Source organism: Brevibacillus fortis (genome assembly GCF_046196545.1).
Taxonomy (GTDB): Bacteria; Bacillota; Bacilli; order Brevibacillales; family Brevibacillaceae; genus Brevibacillus; species Brevibacillus fortis_A.
In genome coordinates, this window is the sequence record NZ_CP176370.1 from 3,576,293 (window position 1) to 3,598,319 (window position 22,027).

Annotated in this window: 22 protein-coding genes and 1 pseudogene; 4 read left to right on the forward strand and 19 right to left on the reverse strand. The window is 44.0% G+C overall.

Annotated features, from left to right (window positions below; genetic code table 11):
- Window positions 1-75: 75 nt before the first annotated feature.
- Together ACKKE8_RS17580 and pdhA are read right to left on the reverse strand one after the other, a co-directional pair.
- Complete coding sequence (locus tag ACKKE8_RS17580; protein WP_047067643.1) at window positions 76-1,056, reverse strand: alpha-ketoacid dehydrogenase subunit beta; 981 nt, start codon at window positions 1,054-1,056, stop codon at window positions 76-78.
- A 3-nt stretch (window positions 1,057-1,059) separates the two neighbouring features.
- Complete coding sequence (pdhA, locus tag ACKKE8_RS17585) at window positions 1,060-2,145, reverse strand: pyruvate dehydrogenase (acetyl-transferring) E1 component subunit alpha (RefSeq protein ID WP_016743455.1); 1,086 nt, start codon at window positions 2,143-2,145, stop codon at window positions 1,060-1,062.
- Window positions 2,146-2,473: 328 nt separating this feature from the next.
- On the opposite strand from pdhA, the gene ACKKE8_RS17590 reads away from it, so the two are divergent.
- Window positions 2,474-3,208, forward strand: a complete 735-nt coding sequence (locus tag ACKKE8_RS17590; protein ID WP_409174211.1) for an alpha/beta hydrolase — start codon at window positions 2,474-2,476, stop codon at window positions 3,206-3,208.
- 3 nt (window positions 3,209-3,211) lie between these two features.
- Here ACKKE8_RS17590 and ACKKE8_RS17595 read toward each other — a convergent pair whose 3' ends face one another.
- The 3 genes from ACKKE8_RS17595 to ltaE all read right to left on the reverse strand — a co-directional run bounded on the left by ACKKE8_RS17595 (window position 3,212) and on the right by ltaE (window position 6,451).
- Complete coding sequence (locus ACKKE8_RS17595) at window positions 3,212-3,409, reverse strand: hypothetical protein (RefSeq protein WP_047067647.1); 198 nt, start codon at window positions 3,407-3,409, stop codon at window positions 3,212-3,214.
- A 140-nt stretch (window positions 3,410-3,549) separates the two neighbouring features.
- Complete coding sequence (locus ACKKE8_RS17600) at window positions 3,550-5,193, reverse strand: peptide ABC transporter substrate-binding protein (RefSeq protein ID WP_409174212.1); 1,644 nt, start codon at window positions 5,191-5,193, stop codon at window positions 3,550-3,552.
- Between the two features lie 232 nt (window positions 5,194-5,425).
- Window positions 5,426-6,451, reverse strand: coding sequence for a low-specificity L-threonine aldolase (gene ltaE, locus ACKKE8_RS17605; protein WP_409174213.1), 1,026 nt, complete (start codon window positions 6,449-6,451; stop codon window positions 5,426-5,428).
- Window positions 6,452-6,575: 124 nt separating this feature from the next.
- Here ltaE and ACKKE8_RS17610 point away from each other — a divergent pair, with 124 nt between their 5' ends.
- The gene (locus tag ACKKE8_RS17610; RefSeq protein ID WP_144614795.1) at window positions 6,576-6,878 is read left to right on the forward strand and encodes an iron-sulfur cluster assembly accessory protein; all 303 of its coding nucleotides are present in this window, start codon (window positions 6,576-6,578) and stop codon (window positions 6,876-6,878) included.
- Window positions 6,879-6,941: 63 nt separating this feature from the next.
- Here ACKKE8_RS17610 and ACKKE8_RS17615 read toward each other — a convergent pair whose 3' ends face one another.
- The 4 genes from ACKKE8_RS17615 to ACKKE8_RS17630 all read right to left on the reverse strand — a co-directional run bounded on the left by ACKKE8_RS17615 (window position 6,942) and on the right by ACKKE8_RS17630 (window position 10,304).
- Entirely contained in the window at window positions 6,942-9,191 is a 2,250-nt protein-coding gene (locus tag ACKKE8_RS17615) for a HelD family protein (protein WP_409174214.1), read from the reverse strand.
- Window positions 9,192-9,229: 38 nt separating this feature from the next.
- Entirely contained in the window at window positions 9,230-9,595 is a 366-nt protein-coding gene (gene crcB / locus ACKKE8_RS17620) for a fluoride efflux transporter CrcB (RefSeq protein WP_017249166.1), read from the reverse strand.
- Window positions 9,596-9,691: 96 nt separating this feature from the next.
- Window positions 9,692-9,889 (reverse strand): DUF896 domain-containing protein, encoded by a 198-nt coding sequence (locus ACKKE8_RS17625; protein WP_007718933.1) that lies wholly within the window; start codon window positions 9,887-9,889, stop codon window positions 9,692-9,694.
- A 76-nt stretch (window positions 9,890-9,965) separates the two neighbouring features.
- Window positions 9,966-10,304, reverse strand: coding sequence for a LysM peptidoglycan-binding domain-containing protein (locus tag ACKKE8_RS17630; protein WP_409174215.1), 339 nt, complete (start codon window positions 10,302-10,304; stop codon window positions 9,966-9,968).
- A gap of 162 nt (window positions 10,305-10,466) precedes the next feature.
- Here ACKKE8_RS17630 and lexA point away from each other — a divergent pair, with 162 nt between their 5' ends.
- Window positions 10,467-11,090, forward strand: a complete 624-nt coding sequence (gene lexA, locus ACKKE8_RS17635) for a transcriptional repressor LexA (RefSeq protein WP_007718939.1) — start codon at window positions 10,467-10,469, stop codon at window positions 11,088-11,090.
- A gap of 50 nt (window positions 11,091-11,140) precedes the next feature.
- Here the strand turns inward: lexA and ACKKE8_RS17640 are convergent, their stop codons facing one another.
- Window positions 11,141-11,626 carry a DUF456 domain-containing protein gene (locus tag ACKKE8_RS17640; protein WP_409174216.1) on the reverse strand — a complete coding sequence of 162 codons (486 nt, stop codon included), beginning with the start codon at window positions 11,624-11,626 and terminating at the stop codon, window positions 11,141-11,143.
- Window positions 11,627-11,734: 108 nt separating this feature from the next.
- Between ACKKE8_RS17640 and ACKKE8_RS17645 the strand changes: the two genes are divergently transcribed.
- Window positions 11,735-12,310 (forward strand): DUF4269 domain-containing protein, encoded by a 576-nt coding sequence (locus tag ACKKE8_RS17645; RefSeq protein ID WP_409174217.1) that lies wholly within the window; start codon window positions 11,735-11,737, stop codon window positions 12,308-12,310.
- Between the two features lie 144 nt (window positions 12,311-12,454).
- Here the strand turns inward: ACKKE8_RS17645 and ACKKE8_RS17650 are convergent, their stop codons facing one another.
- The 9 genes and pseudogenes from ACKKE8_RS17650 to ACKKE8_RS17690 all read right to left on the reverse strand — a co-directional run bounded on the left by ACKKE8_RS17650 (window position 12,455) and on the right by ACKKE8_RS17690 (window position 21,928).
- Entirely contained in the window at window positions 12,455-13,735 is a 1,281-nt protein-coding gene (locus tag ACKKE8_RS17650; RefSeq protein WP_409174218.1) for an MFS transporter, read from the reverse strand.
- Window positions 13,736-14,219: 484 nt separating this feature from the next.
- A pseudogene (locus tag ACKKE8_RS17655) lies at window positions 14,220-15,326 on the reverse strand (transposase); the annotation flags it as partial.
- Window positions 15,327-15,525: 199 nt separating this feature from the next.
- Window positions 15,526-16,677, reverse strand: a complete 1,152-nt coding sequence (locus ACKKE8_RS17660) for a serine hydrolase domain-containing protein (protein WP_409174219.1) — start codon at window positions 16,675-16,677, stop codon at window positions 15,526-15,528.
- Between the two features lie 30 nt (window positions 16,678-16,707).
- A complete protein-coding gene (locus ACKKE8_RS17665) occupies window positions 16,708-18,063 on the reverse strand; it encodes an erythromycin esterase family protein (protein ID WP_409174220.1) in 1,356 nt (451 codons plus the stop codon).
- A gap of 1,017 nt (window positions 18,064-19,080) precedes the next feature.
- Window positions 19,081-19,497, reverse strand: a complete 417-nt coding sequence (locus ACKKE8_RS17670; RefSeq protein WP_409174221.1) for a hypothetical protein — start codon at window positions 19,495-19,497, stop codon at window positions 19,081-19,083.
- Window position 19,498: 1 nt separating this feature from the next.
- On the reverse strand, window positions 19,499-20,311 hold the full coding sequence (locus ACKKE8_RS17675; protein ID WP_409174222.1) for a tyrosine-type recombinase/integrase: 813 nt from the start codon (window positions 20,309-20,311) through the stop codon (window positions 19,499-19,501).
- Window positions 20,312-20,635 carry a site-specific integrase gene (locus ACKKE8_RS17680; protein ID WP_409174223.1) on the reverse strand — a complete coding sequence of 108 codons (324 nt, stop codon included), beginning with the start codon at window positions 20,633-20,635 and terminating at the stop codon, window positions 20,312-20,314.
- 189 nt (window positions 20,636-20,824) lie between these two features.
- Window positions 20,825-20,995: an SOS response-associated peptidase family protein gene (locus ACKKE8_RS17685; protein WP_409174224.1), complete on the reverse strand. Its 171-nt coding sequence runs from the start codon at window positions 20,993-20,995 to the stop codon at window positions 20,825-20,827.
- Window positions 20,996-21,040: 45 nt separating this feature from the next.
- Window positions 21,041-21,928, reverse strand: coding sequence for a GNAT family N-acetyltransferase (locus tag ACKKE8_RS17690; RefSeq protein WP_409174225.1), 888 nt, complete (start codon window positions 21,926-21,928; stop codon window positions 21,041-21,043).
- Between the last annotated feature and the right edge of the window lie 99 nt (window positions 21,929-22,027).

The following is a 22,027-nucleotide window of genomic DNA, read 5'->3' on the forward strand; positions in this document are numbered from 1 at the left end:
CATAGTAGTAAGCCTATATTTCCCAAAAGAAGGCGGAAAGCTTTCAACTTTTCCGCCATTATGTCCGTTTCTCAATTAAAAATCGAGGACTTGAGTCAGACCATCTACTACGCGTTTTACGTCAGGCAGCCATACATCTTCTGCTTGTGCAAACGGGTAAACGGTATCTGGTGCGGTAATACGCAGCACTGGTGCTTCGAGATGCAGGATCGCACGCTCGTTGATTTGCGTGATGATTTCTGCCGCAACACCAGACGTTTTTTGTGCTTCTTGAACCACAATCGCACGATTTGTTTTCTTCACAGAATCCACGATGGTATCGATATCGAGTGGGCTAATGGTGCGCAGGTCGATTACTTCTACTTTTGCTCCACGCGCTTTCTCGATTTCTTCTGCTGCTTTCAGGCTGGTATGCACCATCGCACCATAGGTGATGATGGTAACATCGCTACCTTCTTTTACTACGTTTGCTTTGCCGAGTGGAATCGTGTACTCGCCTTCTGGAACTTCTTGACGGAAGGAACGGTACAGCTTCATGTGCTCAAGGAATACAACTGGATCATTGTCGCGAATCGCGGAGATCAGCAGTCCTTTTGCATCATACGGGTTGGAAGGGATAACCACTTTCAGACCCGGAGTTTGCATCATCAAGCCTTCCAAAGAGTCAGCATGCAGCTCAGGCGTTTTCACACCGCCACCAAATGGGGAGCGGAATGTGACTGGGCTCGTGAAGCGACCGCCGGAACGGTAACGCATACGAGTAGCTTGAGATGCAATAGCATCGAACGTTTCAAATACGAAACCAAAGAACTGAATTTCTGCTACTGGACGGAAGCCGTTTACGGAAAGACCAACAGCCAAACCGCCGATTCCGGACTCAGCGAGCGGCGTATCGAAAACGCGTTGCTCGCCGAACTCAGCTTGCAGACCTTCTGTTGCACGGAACACCCCGCCGTTGTTACCTACGTCTTCACCGAAGACAAGAACGGTTTCATCGCGCTTCAACTCTACGCGCATTGCATCCGTAATGGCTTGAACCATTGTCATTTGTGCCATGGCTTATTTCGACTCCTTCGCCAGGAATTCTGCCTTTTGCTCTTCGAGTGCAGGCGGCAGTGTCTCAAACATTACATCGATCAGTTCGCTAACTTTCATCTTAGGAGTTTCGTCCGCTTTTTTGATGGCGTCCGCAACAGCTGCTTTCGCTTCTTCGATGACAGCTTCTTCGTCTTTTTCGCTCCAGAGGCCTTTTGCTTCGAGGAACTTGCGGAAGCGGATCAATGGATCGCGCAGTTCCCACTCGCTTTGCTCTTCACCTGTACGGTAACGAGTTGGGTCGTCACCAGCCATGGTGTGAGGACCATAACGGTACGTCATTGCTTCGATCAGAGTCGCACCTTCGCCATTCACGCCGCGCTCTTTTGCTTGTTGAACCGCGTAGTAAACTGCGAGAATGTCCATACCGTCAATGCGTTCGCTAGCAATACCAGCTGCAACTGCTTTGACTGCGATATTTTCAGAAGCCGTTTGTTTTTCGAACGGCAGAGAGATTGCATAACCGTTGTTTTGGGAGAAGAAGATAACAGGCAGCTTATATACCCCTGCAAAGTTCATACCCTCGTAGAAGTCACCTTGGGAAGTCGCACCGTCACCAAAGTAGTTGATCGCAACTTTCTTTTCACCGCGCAGCTTGTAACCCATTGCCACACCTGTTGCTTGTGTACATTGAGCCGCGATGATGATTTGTGGCATCAATACGTTTACACCTTCAGGAATTTTGCCACCCTCGATGTGTCCGCGGGAGTACAGGAATGCTTTGTGCATAGGGTAACCATGCCATACCATTTGTGGAATATCACGGTAGCTAGGAAGGACAAAGTCTTCTTTGGAAAGAGCAGCCTCGGAACCGATCATGCTTGCTTCTTGACCAGCTACTGGTGCATAGAAACCAAGACGACCTTGGCGGTTTAAGCTGATTGCGCGTTGGTCCCATACACGGGTAAATACCATTTTACGCATCAGTTCACGTAATTCATCATCGGAGAGCTTAGGCATCAAGTCAGGACGAACAACCGTACCATCCGGGGCAAGAATTTGCAGCGGGGCGTTGTTCTCTGTTTGTTCAACAGCAGTGGATACGCTCATCACATTCACCTCGTCACTAGAATAAGGGACTTCCTTTTTCCGAGTTGCCCTTTGTCGCCTTTATCTGAGCATCTGCTCGATGAGCGACGAATGCAATTCGCGGCGGAAGTGACCCTGATAAAAACCAGAAGAAAGTTGCATGGTGCAAGAAAGGGCTTACAGCGCCGTTTGCAACACCCTGTTATATTGCAGATGAAATACCTGTTTAATGTGTTACAGTATTGATATTACAGGGTTTATTTCCTCTCTGTTATCATTTACTATATAAGCTGTATCAGTTTTTTTCAAGGCTTAGTTTTTCATTTGAGCAAACAGGGAGTGTGAATCGATGTCTGACTATGTAAAGCGAACCATAATGAAAGAAGAAGTGCCCAGCATCCACGTGGACACTCCCCGCTCGGTCAAAGTATACCTACCGCCGGGGTACAATGAGCTTCTTTCTTACCCTGTTGTGTATTGCCAGGATGGGAACGACTTTTTTACGATGGGGCGAATCGCGACCATCTCCAATCAATTGATTCTGGAAGAAGGTATCGAGCCCTACATCGTCGTCGGTGTCTCAGTCGACCGTAACAAGCGCACGAGTGAGTATTCTCCATCAGGGTCGAGAAACGCAACCTATCAGCGTTTTTTCACCGAAGAGCTGATTCCTTACATAGAGGAACGCTATCCTGTACGCCGTGATCCTGCCTCACGTGTGCTGGCAGGAGATTCTTTGGGTGGAACCGTTTCTTTGCATCTCGCATTGAAAAACCCCGATCTCTTTCCACAAGTACTCGCGCTGTCCGGGGCGTTTTTCCAAACGACACTCGACCCGCTTTTGAATCAGTCCAGCCTATCCTGGCTGCGAATCTGGATGGTCGTTGGCCTCGATGAGACAGCTGTGGAAACAAGTGCGGGTACCTTCGATTTCGTCCAATGGAATCGCGAGGCAAAACAGATTCTTGAGGACAAGCAAGCAACCTTGTCCTATCGAGAAAAACCAGGGAATCACGTCTGGGGGTTGTGGCAAAAAGAGCTACCTGACGCCTTGCGCTACTTCTTCCCCCCTCCCCGTCTGTAACCATTACGAGCCATTGATTTCTTTGATGTCCTCGTACCCGTAGTAGCGGCCATCCACCAGGAAAATGCCTTGGTGGTTGGCTTTTTCAATTTCGCCTGCAACCTGATTAGAATCGTTTAGGACGATGTTGACAATCTTGCTCTCGTCCCGTTTCATTTGATTGAGAATGCGTTCTCGCTCTTTTGCCGAGATCATATCCATCCCTCTTTTCCCCTATGTTGGATAGCTATAGTATTTCATTGGCAGGTCTGAATTACACACAAGTGAGTCAACCGAATGGAACCAAAAAAAGCCTTGCCGCTCTCCAATTTTCCGGACACGGCAAGACTTTACTACGTCTTTTATTGTTCGATGGTTGTATATTTAAAATCCCTACCGCCAAACGGGTTGATCAAAAATCCTTTGACTCTGTCATTTTTTATATAGGGTCTTGCGCCATAATACACGGGAGCAATCGGCATTTCCTCCATTAAGATAGTCTCTGCCTCACGCATGATCGCATTACGCTTCGTCGGGTCTTTTTCCAAGTAGCTCTGGACGATGAGCTCTCGGTATCTATCATTTTCCCAAGCAGCGTCGTTCGTCCCCACTGTTTTGTCCTTGAAAATTTCCAAGAAATTGATGGGGTCGTTAAAATCAGCCCCCCAATTTCGGTAGGCAAACTGATAGTTTTTGGAGCGCTTGTTTTGTAAAAAAACTTTTTCCTCCAAGCCGCTGATTTTTACATCTACTCCTAGACTTCTTTTCCATTGATCCTGAAGCGCTTCCGCCAGCTTTTTCTGACGATCGTCACCTGATCCATATGTATAGGTCACTTCAGGCATCGTCGAAAGCCCCAGCTCCTTTAACCCTTCAGCCAATAACTGTTTGGCTTTGTCTACATCCTCTTGAAAATAGTCATTTCCGCTGAGTTGCATTGAGGGCGGAACCCATGCAAAAGCCGCAGGCACCCCTGTCTGCACAATTCCGTCTACAAGAGGCTGTCGTTGGATCGAATACGAGAAGGCTTGTCGAATCTTCTTATTCGTAAAAGGGGGCATGGTTGTATTAAAGGTGACGGCAACAGTATTCGGATACGGTGCCATTACGATTTTTCCTTCCTCCTGCAAAGCAGGGATCACATCGACGGGCAACACGTAGGTTGGATGCCCTGCCCAATCCAATTCACCAGAATCAAACAATGCTTGAGCGGTGTTCGTATCAGTAATCATGCTCCAGACGATCTTGTCGAGCTTCACGGTATCTTTGTCATGATACTTATCGTTTTTCACAAGAATTAATTTGTTTTTATGCTCCCATAGCTCCATTTTGAATGGGCCGTTACCCACGTAGTTATCTGGAGACGCTGCCCAGTCCTGATGTGCCTCCAAGGTCTTTTTATGTAAAGGAAACAATGTTGGGAAAGCCGTCAGCTCGTAAAAAAACGGAGCTGGCGAATTGAGCTTGACCTCTAGTGTAAAATCGTCTAGCGCTTTGACCCCTACGTCTTCATGCGAACCTTTCCCTGTGTTGAATTCCTCAGCCCCTTTAATGAAATAAAGCATGTAGGCATATTCGGATGCTGTCTTCGGATCGAGATTTCTTTTCCAGGCGAACTCAAAATCATGGGCGGTTACCGAATCTCCGTTGCTCCATAGCGCATTCGACTTCAATTTGAACGTATACGTCGTCAAATCCTCGGATACCGTATAACTGTCAGCAATTGCGTTGGCTATTTTCCCATCCGGTCCATAGCGAGTCAATCCTTCAAAACAGGCAGTAATGACATCAAAGGAAGTGCCATCGGAAGCAAGTCCGGGATCTGCTGTCGGAGGCTCTCCACCGTCTGCGTTCCAATTCAATACCATCTCTTTTCCCGTTGGCTGCGTTGGTTTAGATGCCTGATCATTCGATTTGTTCGTTACCGCCGTTTCACTTGGACTACATCCCGCTAAAACTTGAAGCAGCAAGAAGCAGCTCAAAATGAAGCTCATCCTTTTTCTCATTGAGACCATCCCCCTTGATTCCTTTCGATTCCATACACCAGGAAACACTTTCGCTTTATCACACTACCATGATAACGCAAGTGTAGACGAAACAAATCAGACGGTATGGCGAAAAACAGATCGCGTATAAACTCTTATTTTGTACAAATTGTCTAATTATTTTGAATTAATTGTTGAGACAAAGAAAAAAGCCAGTCTTCCGGTTCAGACTGGCTACAAGCGGTTGAAACAATTACACCGTTTGCAATAATTGCTCTACTGCTTCCAAAACGATCTCAATATGTTGATCGCTAATGTGTCGATGCGTCGTAAAGCGAATGACGTACTCGTCAAAATCAACAGCGAGCAGTCCTTTTTCCTCCAATCGTTCCAAGAAGGCGACAGCTGTTTGTCCAATCGAGTCTGTATTCACCAGCACGATATTCGTCTCGACTTGCTCGACCTGAAGCGATAGCTGGCGCAAGCCTTTTGCCAATTGCTGTGCCCGTTCATGGTCTTCTGCCAATCGTTCGGTCATCTGTGTCAGAGCGATGATGCCCGGGGCTGCCAAATACCCTGCCTGACGCAGCCCTCCTCCTAATTTTTTTCTCCACCATCTCGCTTCTTCGATAAACGCACGATCTCCAGCTAAAATGGAACCTACTGGAGCACTCAGCCCTTTGGACAAGCAAATCTGAACGGTATCGGCAAAAGTGCTTAGCTCACTGACTGCTACACCTTGGGCCACAGCCGCATTGAAGAGACGAGCACCGTCCAAATGAACGGGAATACCTTGTTTTTGTGCAATATCATAGACACTCTTCATTTGCGCGACAGAGATTACCGCCCCGCCAGCGCGATTATGTGTATTTTCGAGACAGATCAATTTCGTGCGAGGAAAATGGATATTATTGCCCCGAATCGCCCTCTCTACATCTTCTGCACGCAAAGCGCCACGTTCTCCAACCAGCGTCCTTGTTTGTACGCCAGCCAATGCCGACATAGCGCCGCCTTCATAGTAAAAAATGTGCGAATCCGCTTCCGCAATGACCTCGTCTCCGTTGACACAATGCGTCAAAACAGCCACCTGATTGCCTTGTGTGCCACTTGTTACGAACAGGGCAGCTTCCTTTCCGAGTATTTCAGCCGCGATCGCTTCTAAACGATTGACAGTTGGGTCCTCTCTATAAACATCATCACCAACCTCCGCTTCCGCCATTGCTCGAAGCATCTCCTCGGTTGGTTTCGTAACGGTATCGCTGCGCAAATCGATTTTCATAGATGACTCTCCTTCCACCCTGTTGTCATTCTCTAGACATATCGTAACACTTTCAACATTGCATCCTGATTTCCCTCTTGCTAAGATGGAGGGGTAACTTACATACAGTTAGGGGATTTGACCTGTGAAACTAAAAATCACTCGTAACGCTGCCAAGCAATTGACTCCAATCATCGAGGCAGAAGAAGACAAAGAATTGAAACTGCGCGTTTATATTACTCACTCTCACGGTGATCATGCACACTACGGTCTCGCTCTGGACAAGCCAACAGAAGAAGATGTTGTGATCTCGACCGACAAAGAAATCGATGTGATCGTGAAAAAGGATGAGCCATTGCTGGATGGCATCATCATTGATTATCTCTTCTTGCCGCAAGAAGGTTTTGTTATTACTAACCCTTCCAAAGGTAACACAGGCGACCACTAAGCATGATACAGATAAACCCTCTGCTTTTATACAGGCAGAGGGTTTTCTTTGATAATGAGATTCTTATTCGTCAATAGCCATGGTGTACAGCTCTGTCGGTAAATCTTTCAGCAACGGTGAAGAAACGTCATCAACCTGCGTCATAACTAGGCGATGGACCGGACGTGTCATCGCGACATACAACAGTTTTGCGTCCCATTCATTATTTTGATAGGCGTCCACATCCAGTACAATGACCACATCGAACTGTAAGCCTTTCGTTAAAAAAGCAGGCATGACGGTTACGCCACCCGGAAATTGGTTATCCTTGCTGCCTAACAGAGTCAGATCAGCTATCTTGTCTTGCAGACCTTTATGTGCTTTTTTACTCGCTTGAATGGTTTTCGCTACGATCGCTATCGTTTTGAAGCCTTCCGACTGGTAGGCAGCCACACGCTGTGAGATGTCTTCCCACAGTTGCGCTCGTGAGCGAGCCTTGACCATGATTGGTTTTTCACCATGTCGCAAAACCGGTTTTGCCAATACCGTCTCGGGTAATTCAATTTGCCGCAACACTTCATTGGCACAGCGCATGATCTCAATTGTCGAACGATAGCTTTGCGACAACGTATAGTAGGAAGGAAACAGTTGTGCAAAAATCCCCTTCGTCAACTCTTCCCACGCATGAATCCCTCGGTAGCTATGAATGCCTTGCGCAATATCTCCTACGATCGTTAGAGAGTTTCGCTTGGTTGCCAATGCAATGACGGCTATTTCTAACGCACTCAAGTCTTGTGCTTCATCCACGACCGTATGATCAAAATGCTCTGCCTTATTCATTCCTTCAACACTATGCTGCAAGTATAGCAATGGCGCGATATCTTCCGGCTCCAATCTCTCCTCTGCAAACAGCGCAGCACTTGACTGAGTCACATCACGCACAACTTCATCTGAAATGTCAGCAGGTGCGAGCTTGCGCAGCAATTCCTCGTCAGCAATCAACTCGCGATAAGCTGCGAAGATTTCCAGTCTTGGAAACGAAGTCAGGTACGTGTCCAGTATTTGCTCCAGCATTTTCTCGAATTTGTACAAGCCTTCTTTGTCCAAATCGACTTTCCGCTCTCGCAAATGGGCAAACAATTGCTTGTTCATTTCTTGTTTCAAATGCTTGCGAAGCGCTTCTACCCGTCGATGATACGGCATATTGGCGAATTGCTCCAGGAAGCATTGGCGAATAAAATCACCCGGAATGGAAAAGACTTGCTTCGTTTTGTTGTATAAAAAGCTGAGCTTCTTAAAAGGGATTCTCGTTTCGACGATATGCCGAATGTATTGTTCCAGCGCCTCCCGACAAGCGAGCGATCCTTTGAAGCGAAGCCTGTTTCGCGTCATTTCTTGCTGGCGCTCATCCTGCCCCTCTTCGAAGAACAATTGAAGAGGCTTATCGGGACTCACGATTCTCCATCCTTTTGGCAGCAGAGGCTTCACAAGACGCGCTGCCCAATCTACAAAGGTAGACTGTTGAACGTCATCGACTCCCAGCTCAGGCAAAACCTCGGATATATAGGTAAGAAACATCCGGTTAGGTGCAAACACCATGAACTTTTTGGACATCATGGAATCCTGGTAGTTATAAATCAAATAGGAGAGTCGGTGCAGCGCGATGGTTGTTTTTCCGCTCCCCGCTACTCCTTGCACAACAATGGGCCGTTCTTTTTCCGCCCGGATAATATCATTTTGCTCGGATTGAATCGTAGCGACGATGTCTTTTAGCCTGCTATCGTTCGCCTGATTCAGATTGGCTGCCAAAAATTCATCAATGAAGCCCTCTTGCAAAAATTCGTCAGGATGCCCCATTTCGCGGTTAATCGTTTCTTTCACCGCTCCATCATAGATACCGACGATCTTTCCGTCTTCAATCGCAAAATTACGCTTTAATCGAACTTCACCACGCACGATCTCGCGTCCCATCCGATAGAACGCTTCTTTGCTTTCGCCGGAATAATAAAGACTGGCGATAGGCGCACGCCAATCCACGACGACAGAATCAAACGTATCGCTGCGTACAATTCCCCGTTTTCCTATGTAAACCTGATCCAGCTCGTAGATTTCATCCTTCAAGAAATCCACTCTGCCGAAATAAGGCTTCTCTCGACCCTGATCTTCCAGGTAGCGCAAATCCTTTGCTTTATTATAGTTAACGACCTGTTTCACATAGTCATCTGTTGCCTCGCGAATATCATTGCGAAGCTGCTCCATTTCTTCGTCGATCGCGGAAATTGTTTCATCCAGTTTTTTTTGTTCTACCTCATAATCACGATGCTGTGTACTCACATTCATTCCCCCTCACATGTATCGTGTCATTGAACGTATTAGGACCATTGCCTAGCCAGCCATATTCCAACCGCACAAGAAAGTAGACCGACTCCCAAACTGAGGAGAGCGTACAAAGTGCCACGCAACAGGTGGCCTTCTCCCCAAAAAGAGACCACTTCCAAGGAGAAGCTAGAGAAAGTCGTAAATCCTCCCATGACCCCCGTTGCAAATAAGAGATAGAGTGTCGGAGATAAAAAGCCACGTTCCTTCCCCAGCACGAACAAGATGCCGATGATCAAAGATCCACATACATTGGCGATCCAGGTTCCCCACGGCCATCCCGGCTGATTCGCGAGCAAAGACAAAAGGTAGCGCAAAAGAGAGCCAACTGCTCCTCCAACCGCCACAGCTATCCACGCCATCGCTTTCCCCCCTGGCTATCAAAGCGTTTATGTATGTCACAGAAAAAGACACCCTAGCGTCAAGCGAGGATGTCTGTCGTATCAGTAATTGTTATCTTACTGTTTTGGCTTATTTTCTTCAAGGTCTTCCACATAACGGATGGAATCCAAATTTGCTCTCAATGAAAGCTTAACAGCGTCAATATACTTTTGGCGCAATGCTTTTTGTTCGAGCTTTTCCTCTTCAGTCAAACCTTCTTCGCGAGATTTTTTGACCAATTCGTTAATGCGTTTAATTTCTGCGTCAGATACCACTGCTGGTTCCTCCCACTCTGTATTAGTGCCGCTTCATTATACCACATTCGAATGATCCCGCAAGACATCCGAACACTTACGGAGTATCAGGAAGGATGAGAGTCTGACCTGGGTAAATCCTGTTGCTCTCTAAACCGTTCGCATCCTTAATCTCTATTATATAGTCGCGAACATCCATATGCTGATCTGTATTGTATTGAACAGCTAATGACCATAAGCTATCTCCAGATTGTACGATTACTTCTATACCTTGTGGCTCCTCCATTGGCGAAGAAGCAAACACTAGTTCGGTCAACAAGTAAAAAAAGAGAGTAAATGTAATAAGAAACAAGAGAGCTTGTCCTCTCGTGACACCAAAACGAACACGACGTTCTTCTTTTTTCTCGAAACGATTACGTACTGTCAATGAATTCATAATAATGGCCTCCTCACAAACATACGTTCTGATCACTTGTAACCTCATGATAAATGAGAACATATGTTCATGTCAACAAAGAATCGAACTTATGTTTGTCGAACGCAAGCTCCCATGGTATAATATAGGAAAATATGTTCGAGAAATCAGAGGTGTCTTTCTATGTCAAAATTATCGAGTAGACAACAAGCCATCATCGAGTTCATACGAAAGGAAGTTCGTGATAAAGGATATCCGCCTTCTGTACGTGAAATTGGGGAGGCTGTTGGACTAGCTTCCAGCTCAACAGTACATGGACATTTGGCACGCTTAGAGAAGAAGGGCCTCATTCGTCGAGATCCTACCAAACCTCGTGCCATCGAATTGCTATCAGATGAAGATCGTTTTCAAGACAATTTCGAAGACTCTGTCGTCCGTGTGCCAGTAATCGGAAAAGTAACCGCTGGACAACCGATTACTGCCATTGAGGATGTGGAGGAATACTTCCCGCTTCCAGACAATATCGTGACTTCTGACAAGGTCTATATGCTGCGCGTCTCCGGAAACAGTATGATTGATGCCGGGATTCTCGACGGAGACTACGTCATTGTTCGCCAGCAGCACGTAGCCAACAATGGTGACATTGTCGTAGCCATGACAGAAGAAGACGAAGCGACCGTCAAAAGATTTTTCAAAGAAAAGAATCACTTTCGTCTCCAACCGGAAAATGCCACGATGGAACCGATCATCCTGGAGCATGTCACCATTCTCGGTAAAGTCATCGGTGTTTATCGACTCATTCACTAGTTTCCACGTAAAAAAGGACAGCCTCGGCTGTCCTTTTCGTTTTCTGTATATTATCTGGCGATAAAAAACCAGATGATCATCGTAACTTGCAAGATGACTTTTACGACTGCACTGCCCAAAAATCCGATTAGTGAGCCTAAGCCCGCTTTCACTGCTCGCTCCATCGACTGCTTCTGCACCATCAGCTCTACGAGAACGACGAATACGAACGGCAAGATCAGCATACCAAACGGCGGGAAAACGAAAATCCCGAGGATAATTCCGACCGCAGCAGCAATAGACGACCATTTGGACCCTCCGTATTTTTTCACGAAGTACATATTCGTCAGCAGGTCAGCACCGTAAAGCAGAATGCTTAGAACGACCATTCCCCACCAAAAGGATGCCGGCAATCCCGCTCCCGGATCTGCAATAAAAAAGTGATAGAGCAAAAAGCCCGCCCACAGCAATATCGTATCAGGTAAAACAGGCAAAAAAATCCCTGCGATGCTTAGCAAGAACAATAACACAACCACAATCCACAAAAATATTTCCATCTACTACACTCCCTTCATCTAGGTATACGAGTGATTATCAATTTCGTTGCGTACTTATTCACTTTTGTCTAAACTATTTTAAAAGAAAGTAGACATGGAGGTAGTCTCATGAGAAATTGGCATGATCTCTCTTACTTGGGCAGAGGAACGATGCGCCAAAAAGCGGCGTGGGAAGCAATTCAACAGACACACATCTTGGAAGTACTATCCGATTACCGTCCAGTACTTGCCGGAACCATCCCATTGGACATTGATGTTGTGCAAAGCGATCTCGACATTATTTGCGAGAGTCATGATCTGGAACAGTTTGAGCAGGTTGTTCGTACAGAGTTTGGCCGCTTGCCCGGATTTGAAGTGGCACACCTAGATATAAAAAGTATTCCCACGTGCGTTATCTCGTTTTTCACAGTTGACTTTTGGTTTGAATTGTTTGCTCAACCGGTAGTTGTCGAAAAGCAAAACGCCTATCGTCATATGGACATCGAAGCACGATTGTTAGACATAGGAGGCTTCGATGCGTACCAACATATCAGAGCTCTAAAGCAAAGCGGCATCAAAACAGAGCCTGCGTTTGCTCAATACTTTCATATTCCGGGTGATGATCCATATGAGGCTTTGTTGCAATGGGAGTCGTTAACAGACCAGGAATTACGACAAAGAGTTCAGCTGCTACGAAAGGATTAATCTTCGAACAAAGAGCCAATCTCTACTTCTTGAATGCAGGAAGGATCATCATTTTGTGGACTGCCCACTTTGGGAGGATTAAAAACACTACTCTTAGACTCACCGCTGCTTTATTATGTAGTTTACTACTTCTTAAGCCACTTCTTAGCTCTTTATAGACACATCTTTTTCCAATGTTAATTCATGAAATGATTTCACACGTAGTTGTAAAAATGGGGTGAACAATAATGTACAAGCCGAAGCTAACAATCCAATGCCACCCGCAAATAAAGCGAACCGTAAACCCATTGCCCCCCCTATCATCCCTCCAATTAACGAACCAAGCGGTAAAGAACCCCACGAGATAAATCGAAATGTAGCATTCACGCGACCTTGCAGGGCATCGGGTACAATTACTTGACGCAAACTGACGGTACTAATGCTAAACATTGAGACACCCATTCCGAAAAGAAGCTGTCCGAGCATCATAATGAACGCAATACTTAATTCTGATCCTACTGCTAATGGAGCAAGCAAACCGCCACTTGCTGCGATCGTAGCGGAACCCACAATTGTTGGACCTACTCCAAAACGACGTACAGCCCTTTGGGAAAGCAGAGAGCCAAATAGGTACCCTACACCTAGCGTTCCATAAATGATGCCAAGAATGCTCGCACTGATTTTGAGTTCTTGCGATGCATATAGAACATAAACACTAAAAATAACATTCCAGGAGAGGTTAAAGACTGTTGAGCAGCGCACCACTCCCCACAGCAACGGTTTTGTGTAAACCGTATGCAGCCCTTCTTTAATTTCCAGCCACATGTTTTTTTGTTTTTTCGCATCTGTCACGACTGTCTCCAACTTGCGAATTCTGGCTATGTACACAGCGGATACAAAAAAGGATACCGACGTGAACAATATTGCAAAAGGAGCGGTGATTAACTGTTCCAGTCCACCTGATAAACCCGGCCCAGCAATTTGTGCGGTAGATTTACTTGTCTCTAGTTTGCTATTCCCATCAACAAGCTGCTCCTTGCTCACAATGGAAGGCAAAAAGGATGTATAGGCAACATCAAAAAAGACAGTACAAATACCCACTATGAAGGCTACCAAATATAGAACTGTCATATTCAGGAATCCAGTTAAGGCTGTCATCGGCACAATGAGCAGTAATGCACCCCTGAAAAAGTTAGCGGCGACAAGAATTGGTCGCCGGGGAAATCTGTCTATCCATACACCAGCGAGCAAACCGAAAATGATAAATGGCGCATACTCGGCAAAACCAAGCAACCCCATTTGCATGGGACTGGCCCCTAAATAGAGAGCTGCCACTAATGGCATTCCTAATAATGCAACCTGAGTCCCAAACTGTGATGCAGTTTGCCCAATCCAGAGCCTCCGAAAATCTGTGTTGGTTAACAATCCTTCCACCTTGTTACTCATGCTCGTTCCCCCATTCTTCGTCACAACTAATTGCCATTCAAATTTGCATTTTTAGTATAGGGGAATTTGCGTTTCAAGATCTTGCGCTTTCATTATCGCAAATGTTGGATGATTCATTTTGTTATGAAGGCCTATGTCTGCTTTTTTCGTTTATAATGCCATACAACTACTCCTCGGTTCCGCCAGTATCGTTAAAAGTATTTGAACTTCACTTAATTTACCCTGCTATTAAACCTATATCAATTGCCCGCAAATTCATCCGTTATCCTGCCCATTCGTATTATAATGTCAGCAGCCCACGACGGCACTAACCCCCACTTGTTATAGGTGGGAGTATATGTGCTCTTTATGTGTATTTCATTAGATTTTTGGCATATCAACGTCTATTCATTCGAAAGAACACATGTATATTAGGGGTACAGCCGAGATACGTGTAAAAACGGGCCATAGCATGGTAAAAAATATCATGCTATGGCCCCATCAATTAAATAGGTACTGACATTGCTCCTTCAAGTGGCTGCGGAATGTTTTCTAAATCAAGTATATAGTCCCCAAATCGTTTGACATGCTTGGTTAAATAAGGACTCAGAGCTTCAACATCATTCCTAAATAGTGTCTGCCCTTCTTTAATCAAGTCCCGTAAAATCAGGGTGATATCTATAACATTCTGAAAAATGACTGCATTCGCTACAAGATCGTTGTACTTGATGCGTTTTTCCTGTTCTTCTGGATCATTCTCAGCGATCACGCCATCTCCCCCAAAAAAGAGCCACTTGGAAAATCCATTGTATGCTTCCACTTTATTTGTACTGGCCGTTATTTGCTCACGTAACGTAATATCTGAAATGTATTTCAGGAGGAAAACGGTCCGAACAACGCGTCCTAATTCCCTAAATGCTTGATAGAGTCGATTTTTCTTACTCTCGTTACTAAGTTTCCGAAGTAAGGTTGACGGTAGAATTTTACCCTCCTTGATTGACAGAACTACCTGTAAGAGATCTTTCCAATGGGTTTCAAGTAAATCCCAATCCACAGTATCACTGAATAGTGGATCTATGTGTTCGTATACGGTGTCTTCACTTGGCCTGAAAAATATGAGATCCTTCCAATTTCGAATTCTAGGCATTAGGTTGATCCCTAACAGGTACGCTAATGCGAAAACAGGAGTAGATTGTCCTTGGGTATCAGCGTGCAACGTATCAGGTTGGATGTCTGATTTGTTCTTTAGTAGGCCATCTATTATGTAGACAGCTTCCCATACTCCGCAGGGAATGAAGTGACTAAATAAAGCAATGTAGGTATCTGAAATATGATGATAAGCAATTCCGCCATACCCACCATAACGAATATGATATTCAGATAACAAATTTTCTTCGTACAAATCGAACTTCGTTCCGTCTACAGCAGCTGTCTTCCCGTCTCCCCATAGTTTAGGCAGGCTTAGTGTATTGTATTGATTCAGAATGTCACGTATGGCTGCATCGATCTTCTGGGCAGTTACATGTCGGCGGTTTACAAATGAGAGCATATGGGGTGTAACTAAACTTCGCATATGTTTGGATGTTTGGGCTGGCCCAAGATTGCACCCGTATCCATCGGTAATCCGATCAGGAAAATGTCCCATGCGTTCGCGCCGGTGTGAGTTATAACGTAAATTGAGACTGTTTATAAGATAGTTTGAGACTGTTTATCTCGGACATTCCGTCGCGGGCAGAGGAAACGGTCGGGGCCGAGATGGCAGCAAGCTGGCACCGGAATAGGAAATTTCCGGTGCCAGCTTGCTGGTGTTCTTAATGTGATGAAGAGCCAATGAGTTGCTCGGCAATGCTTTTGGAAAGAGGCAACGTATTAATTTCAGAAGGCATCGCATTGATATTAAGGGTTTGTACATAATCCCCGCCGCGAGTTCCACCTGCGAACGTTGCGAATCCTGGAAAGTTGCCGCCATGCCCCCAAATCGTAATACCATTCGTCAGCTTTGTTCCAACGATCCCCAAGCCGTATTCACCTACTGGAGTTTCAACCCCAGTTAACATCTGATCTAAAGTAGCTGGTTTTAATAGCTTGCCACTAAGTATAGCACTGAAGAATGTATTCATATCATCCGCTGTGGAGATCATAGATCCCGCAGCATCTGCCCAAGAGGGATTCATTTCGGTTCTGTCTATGAATTGACCGTCGAGTACGAAGTATCCTCGTGCATGTTCACCTGGAATAAACGAGTAGTCGTCGGGTACATAAGTGCTCGTTAGCTTAAGGGGAGCTATGAAACGTTTCCTAATATGTTCCCCGTATGTTTCTCCAGTAGCCTTCTTAATAATCATCCCTGCCAGTACCGTATTCGTATTGGAATACACCCATTTCTCTCCAGGCTTAGAGGTTGCCTTCATGTTCAGTCCAGTACGAACTAATTCGTCAGCAGTAAAGGAATGTAACGGGTTTGGGAGTAATTTATCGAGAATATCCTTGTGTTCTGAATAGTCAGGAATACCGCTTGTTTGGTTTAATAGTTGCCGAATCGTGATATGATCCCCTTCATATTCAGTACCCTTAACAACATCAGGCAGCCATTTTTCTATCGTGTCATCCAGGTTCAGTTTTTGTTCATCAACAAGCTGAAGAACGACCATTGCAGTAAACGTCTTTGTTAGACTACCGATCCGGAAAGTAAAGTTCGTCTTAACCGGGTCAGTACCGTAAATGCTTGCTTCACCGGAAGCATATGCCCATTTTGATCCTTTGTTTGAGGAAGCTACAATTATGCCCGGTATATTTTGATGGTTAGCAGCTTCATCGATAAGTTGCTTGGCTTTGGTCTGCGAATCTTGACTGTAAGTAGTAACGAGGGGATCCGCCTGCTTTGCAAAACCAGTTCCTTGTAATGGCAGTAATAGAGTCGCGGTAATCATTGTCGATACAGTGAGCATAGAAATTTTGTTCATTTCGTTTCTCCTTTTGATTAAGGAATCGTATTATTCATTCATTTGTGATGGAGTGACCTTTTTGATATAGAAAAAGATGTCAAATGTCTTGCCGAATGCAGCGTCTACAAACAAAGGTACTTCAGGTCCCAATTTTGTTATTCCGGCAAATAGAGGACGGGTTTCATCTAACCAAGTTTTCACCGAACCGCTTGCTTTGCGCAAGTCTACAAAAAATTGATCATGTTTGACTTGTCCGACGGTATAGTTAATGCTATTGGGGTCATCGATTCTAACCGTTCCGTAAGGACCGAATTTGCCGCTTTCATTAACAACGTTATATGAACCTGAATGGATTGAAGTCCCGATGGATACGTATTTGTCGCCGTAATGTTTAGCCAAATGTTGTCCTGACATCTCCGGATATACGAATGGAAGAGTATTGGTTTTGGATATATGTCCGTTATGACCCCATACAATGGTTTTCCCCCATTGTTCTTGTGTCCACTTCGCATTTTCATACATTGCAATATCATGTCTTAAGAAGAACTCCGGCTGTTGTTCAGCTGAAAGCATATGAATAAATTGCTCGATAATACGGGCGCTATGCAATGCCCATGCGTAAGCTTCTTTTTGCTTGCCGGCATTAGCTTTATTTTTTTCTAGCAGCTCAATAATAGACCGGGCATTGGAAAGATGCTTTTCTTTCTCATCTTTCGGCAGTTTCTCAAAACTTTCTTCATCTTTTGTTGCGGAAATAAGCTCTTTCATTTTGTCATTTAATTGAGAAATCAAATCCGGATGATATTGTTGGATATAGTCCGAAATTTTGTTAAACACATGTTCATCTAATTTTTTTTGATCCATCCCGATTACACGTACTTTGTTGGGATGTTTGGGATTGGCATTGTAGTCACGAATCCATTCCAACATTTGCGTCATTTCTTTATTGTTAAACACGGGGCTAAGAATTTTGTCTGGATGCCCTTTACCTGTAAGAACATATTGATCAAGCATCAATCCTTTCCCCCAGTTCTCCTCTAAGACAAGGCTTGTAAACCCCAATTCCGTAACCATATACTGTACGATACGGTGTTTCATCGTGAATATTTCATGCATGCCATGAGAAGCTTCGCCTAAACCAACAATAGAAGCAGATCCTATCATCTCTTTAAGTGGTTGTAAATCTTCCAAAGAAGCACGAGGCTCTGTTGTTGTTAATTTGCTTGCATTCTTCTCCAGCCACTGTAATGGAGTCTGGTTGTCCTTCATGGCAGTTTCAAGTTTAGATGCAGGCGTATTGCCCGAACTGGATGGTGTTGATGGGATTTCTTCTGTGGAACAACCGGCCAAACTTATACTACATATTGTAGTAAGTGCCAGCCTCGTTAATAATTTCTTGTTCATTTTTTTCCTCCCCAGGGTTATTGTTTGACATTCGTTGCGAAGCGATTTGTCTCCCCGAGTATTGCAAAGTAATTGTCATACTGCCAAGATGCCATTATGTCACCATCGATTAGGACGGGATTATGATTGCAAAGTAATTGTCATACTGCCAAGATGCCATTATGTCACCATGATGCGTTTTTACTGTCATATGACGGCTTATCGCCCGATTAGGACGGGATTATGATGGTATCATTAGAGAATGAAAGAAAATCACAGAAAGTTAATGGAGGATCAATTTTTAAGCCTTCTTTCCTACGTAGCTGAACAGGAACGAAAAAAAAATAAGCAACGGCAGGCGGAAGGAATAGAAGTTGCCAAAAATAACGGAGTGAAATTCGGACGACGTAAGCACGAGATTAATGCAGAGTTCATTCAGTTGTATGGGGAATGGAAGTCCGGATCAATCACAGCCACCGAATGTATGAAGCGCCTTAACCTAAAATCCAATACCTTTTATCGACGTGTAAAGGAATATGAAAATCAGATAGATCTTATGAGGAGAGGAACACATGGCATCTATTGAACGTACTGCCTACCCGCGATTTAAAAAAAACCCTACTTCAAAAGAGCTCCATGAAGTATATACACCCACATCGGAAGAAATGCAGTTCGCTCATTCAGTAGCCCGTGGATCAGCCCCGGTTATGAGCCTACACTCTTCTGGACGTATCCGGTGCTCCGCTGCGAGCCAAATAGCAATTACGCAAAGTAGATCTACTTTGCGTTTAATAACACATTGTCTTCCATTACCGTAATTAACAATTTCAACACCTGGAATCCCTCGAATTGGTTGTTTCATAATTTTTTGAGCTTCATGAATTTGTTCCACCATCACACTATAAATTTGGTCTATTTCTTGTCGACTAAACACCTTACGTGCCTTAGCTACATACTGTAATCGTTTCGTGTCTCTAAAACGCCCAGCCCTTGCTTCTCGTATGTTTTCTAGTCCAATGTTGGTGACTTCATGTTTACCTAGAATAATTGATTCCTCAAATCCTTTATTAAGCCATTGAAAATAGTTCGTCGATATTCCTCTGACAACTTAGTTCCTGGAATTGGGGTATGTTTCTGATTTAGCTTGGGTCGAGTCGATAGCCACTCATCGAATAAAGAAAAATGCTCAGCTGAAAATTGATCAAACGATTCAAATTCATAATTTGAGATCCAACCATAAAATTGAACGGCAGAACCATGTACTTTCTTGCACAATGATATTTTGTTTTTGTCAAACAGGGATTTGCAGATTTGCTGCCAATACACCATCCATTTATTTGAAATAAAGGACCACTCCAATGATCTCGCTTGGTATCCTGCACCGTTCTTAAAAGTAATAATCCAGAGTGACCCTTTAATCTCTAGTCTTGTTCCAAATTCGTTTACATGATTCATATTACAACCCTCTGTACCTATAGGAATTTTTACTTCGCCATTCTTGAAGGTCATTTCGGAGTTTAGAATCTGAAAGCTGAGCGTAAATCTGTGTAGTACTTACTGATCTATGTCCTAAGTAAAATTGGATTGATGTAATTGGAACCCCCTCATTTAGGGCCATGGTTGCGAACGTATGTCGGAACACATGGGGATGAATAACTTGGTTAGATAGACCAACTCCATATTCATGGTGATTTAAGCGATTAAACAACCATTTTAGAGAGTTGATCGAGAAAGGATTACCAATTCGGTCAGGATGTAGATTTGTGAGTAAAAAGCCATGGCCTTGTTTATGCGCTTGTGTAGGTCTAAACTCAGTTCTCCAACGATGAACCCATTGAGCAGTATTAGCTGCAATAGGAATTAGTCGCTCACCGGTTTTTAATGCCACACCAAGCCTCTTTAGCCATATTTGATCAAATTGATCTGGAACGTTTTCGATCAAGAGATTGTTACCTTGTAGACACTCCCACCTTAACGCTATTAGTTCTCCTCGCCTAAGTGCTCCATCCCAAAGAAGTTCTATAATGCAACGGTACAAACACTGCAAAGCTGGATCGTCCATAAATGTAACCATTATCCAATTCCTTATGCGATCAAGATCTTCTAAAGACAAAATATTCGGTAGTTTCTTTCTTGATTTAGGTAGCTGGTCATATATTTTTTCCACATCATTCCTTACGATTCCAGCTAGTAATCCCCGAGTCTCTCTTTTAGCAAATGATGATCTTTTCTTTGTCTTTATTAGTTGTGCTTGATCAGAGGGTTCCATTCACCACACAATAAAACGTAATACACTTCCCATATACTGCCTAACTGTTGTGTCGGATAAATTACGTGTCTGTAAGTAGTTAAGATATTTCTGCAATTGGATTCTCGATATACCTAGTAAATCGTGCCCCTCAGAATCCATCCATTGAAAGAACGGCAGTAACTGAACCGCATATGTATCTGCCGTTGAGGTACGACGATATTTACTGTGAATGTAATTTAGATATTGTGTTGAATGCAAGAGCGGAATTCCATCTTTACAAATCAAGCGTTTTTTATAACCATCTAAATTTTTTGCATATTTTAAACAATATAGAGGACACACAATTCACCCACCTAAAATAAACACTTATGACCACAATGTTCGATAATAATAGACAAATTCCTTTCTTTAATCAAAAGACACATCACTCAAGCCATTTAATATTCAGCAAATAGTGCATGTGTCTTTTAATTGATCCTTGTCTCTATAAGGACTATTACAAATTACTGGAAAAGTATTGTATGACAGCCTTTAACATCTCAGCTGACCTATACGTCGCTCGCCGCGATCAGCAATAATCGCTGGAATGAACTGACCCGGTGCAATATTGTACCGTGGCTCTGCATCAAATGGAATGACTTCGATTTGGAACCGTTCCTTCCATTTTTCCAAGTTCGTTACGAAAGTAAAACGGCCGCACATGCTTTTCTATTTTACTGTTTCACCTGATGTGTCATTTCAAACCTTTTATGCGTGTGAGGTAAGCGGAAAACGAAAATGTTCTGTCTCCATTTTTAACGAGGGACGAACAAATAAGACATCATCCGTCGTTGTCATCAAAGCAGATTGAATCATCTCATTCTCACTATCCGGCATAAAGTGAAAATGAATAATCGTGGTCTCAGCCGTTACCAGATGAGAAATAACTGCTTCAATATCAACTGGTTTTTTACTTACAAGATCAAATACATGCAGTTGGTCGTCTTCTCGTTCCAATAAGACAATCACATCCTCCTCTTCGACATAATAGATCGCATCCCGAAAAACAAGAAGAAAGTAAAACATCAACAGATGCTCGCTATCCTTGATACCTAGTCTCGATGAAACGGGGATTCGTTTGATAGCAAATTCCTTCATGAATCTAAAATCATCCTCGTTATCAACATCTAGCTTGCGCAAGACCGATTTTTGTCCCACCTTTTTCAAATCGGATGCCAATAAGCGAAAATTACTTTCCTGTACTCTCTCAAATCCGAACTTCGGATAAAAATCGAGCACGGTATCATTGGCATACAAATAAATAAAATCGTATTCCTTCTCACATGTATCAAGAATATGGTTCATCAATTTCGCTGCCAATCCTTGATTGCGATAGGCAGGATGCGTCATGACCGTTCCGATCTGAAGTGCCTTATAGTCTTTACCATTGGATGTCACGATCATCCTACTGGCAGAAGCGTTCGCAATAACCTGATCCCCATCCAAATAGGAATAGCAGACATAGTTGTCATTCCAAAAGCCCTTGTCATACCATTCTTTAAAATCGAGCTGAAAGATCTGCTTGGCGAGGTCATTAAAGCTTTCCTTGTATGTTTCGATATGCTTGTAGTCGCTAATCAATCGATATTCACCCATATAAAAACCTCCCATTCTGTTGTTTGTGCTGTTTGTCATCATTCATTCCTTTTCAGCAATCCCTTCTTTCCAATAAAAAAGACCACAAGAAGAATTTTC

What these genes read in the sequence shown, in the direction of transcription:
- ACKKE8_RS17580 (WP_047067643.1), bottom strand. Translation starts at nt 1,056, where the DNA reads ATGGCACAAATGACAATGGTTCAAGCCATTACGGATGCAATGCGCGTA.
- pdhA (WP_016743455.1), bottom strand. Translation starts at nt 2,145, where the DNA reads ATGAGCGTATCCACTGCTGTTGAACAAACAGAGAACAACGCCCCGCTG.
- ACKKE8_RS17590 (WP_409174211.1), top strand. Translation starts at nt 2,474, where the DNA reads ATGTCTGACTATGTAAAGCGAACCATAATGAAAGAAGAAGTGCCCAGC.
- ACKKE8_RS17595 (WP_047067647.1), bottom strand. Translation starts at nt 3,409, where the DNA reads ATGGATATGATCTCGGCAAAAGAGCGAGAACGCATTCTCAATCAAATG.
- ACKKE8_RS17600 (WP_409174212.1), bottom strand. Translation starts at nt 5,193, where the DNA reads ATGAGAAAAAGGATGAGCTTCATTTTGAGCTGCTTCTTGCTGCTTCAA.
- ltaE (WP_409174213.1), bottom strand. Translation starts at nt 6,451, where the DNA reads ATGAAAATCGATTTGCGCAGCGATACCGTTACGAAACCAACCGAGGAG.
- crcB (WP_017249166.1), bottom strand. Translation starts at nt 9,595, where the DNA reads ATGGCGTGGATAGCTGTGGCGGTTGGAGGAGCAGTTGGCTCTCTTTTG.
- ACKKE8_RS17630 (WP_409174215.1), bottom strand. Translation starts at nt 10,304, where the DNA reads ATGAATTCATTGACAGTACGTAATCGTTTCGAGAAAAAAGAAGAACGT.
- lexA (WP_007718939.1), top strand. Translation starts at nt 10,467, where the DNA reads ATGTCAAAATTATCGAGTAGACAACAAGCCATCATCGAGTTCATACGA.
- ACKKE8_RS17640 (WP_409174216.1), bottom strand. Translation starts at nt 11,626, where the DNA reads ATGGAAATATTTTTGTGGATTGTGGTTGTGTTATTGTTCTTGCTAAGC.
- ACKKE8_RS17645 (WP_409174217.1), top strand. Translation starts at nt 11,735, where the DNA reads ATGAGAAATTGGCATGATCTCTCTTACTTGGGCAGAGGAACGATGCGC.
- ACKKE8_RS17650 (WP_409174218.1), bottom strand. Translation starts at nt 13,735, where the DNA reads ATGAGTAACAAGGTGGAAGGATTGTTAACCAACACAGATTTTCGGAGG.
- ACKKE8_RS17660 (WP_409174219.1), bottom strand. Translation starts at nt 16,677, where the DNA reads ATGAACAAAATTTCTATGCTCACTGTATCGACAATGATTACCGCGACT.
- ACKKE8_RS17665 (WP_409174220.1), bottom strand. Translation starts at nt 18,063, where the DNA reads ATGAACAAGAAATTATTAACGAGGCTGGCACTTACTACAATATGTAGT.
- ACKKE8_RS17670 (WP_409174221.1), bottom strand. Translation starts at nt 19,497, where the DNA reads ATGAATCATGTAAACGAATTTGGAACAAGACTAGAGATTAAAGGGTCA.
- ACKKE8_RS17675 (WP_409174222.1), bottom strand. Translation starts at nt 20,311, where the DNA reads ATGGAACCCTCTGATCAAGCACAACTAATAAAGACAAAGAAAAGATCA.
- ACKKE8_RS17685 (WP_409174224.1), bottom strand. Translation starts at nt 20,995, where the DNA reads ATGTGCGGCCGTTTTACTTTCGTAACGAACTTGGAAAAATGGAAGGAA.
- ACKKE8_RS17690 (WP_409174225.1), bottom strand. Translation starts at nt 21,928, where the DNA reads ATGGGTGAATATCGATTGATTAGCGACTACAAGCATATCGAAACATAC.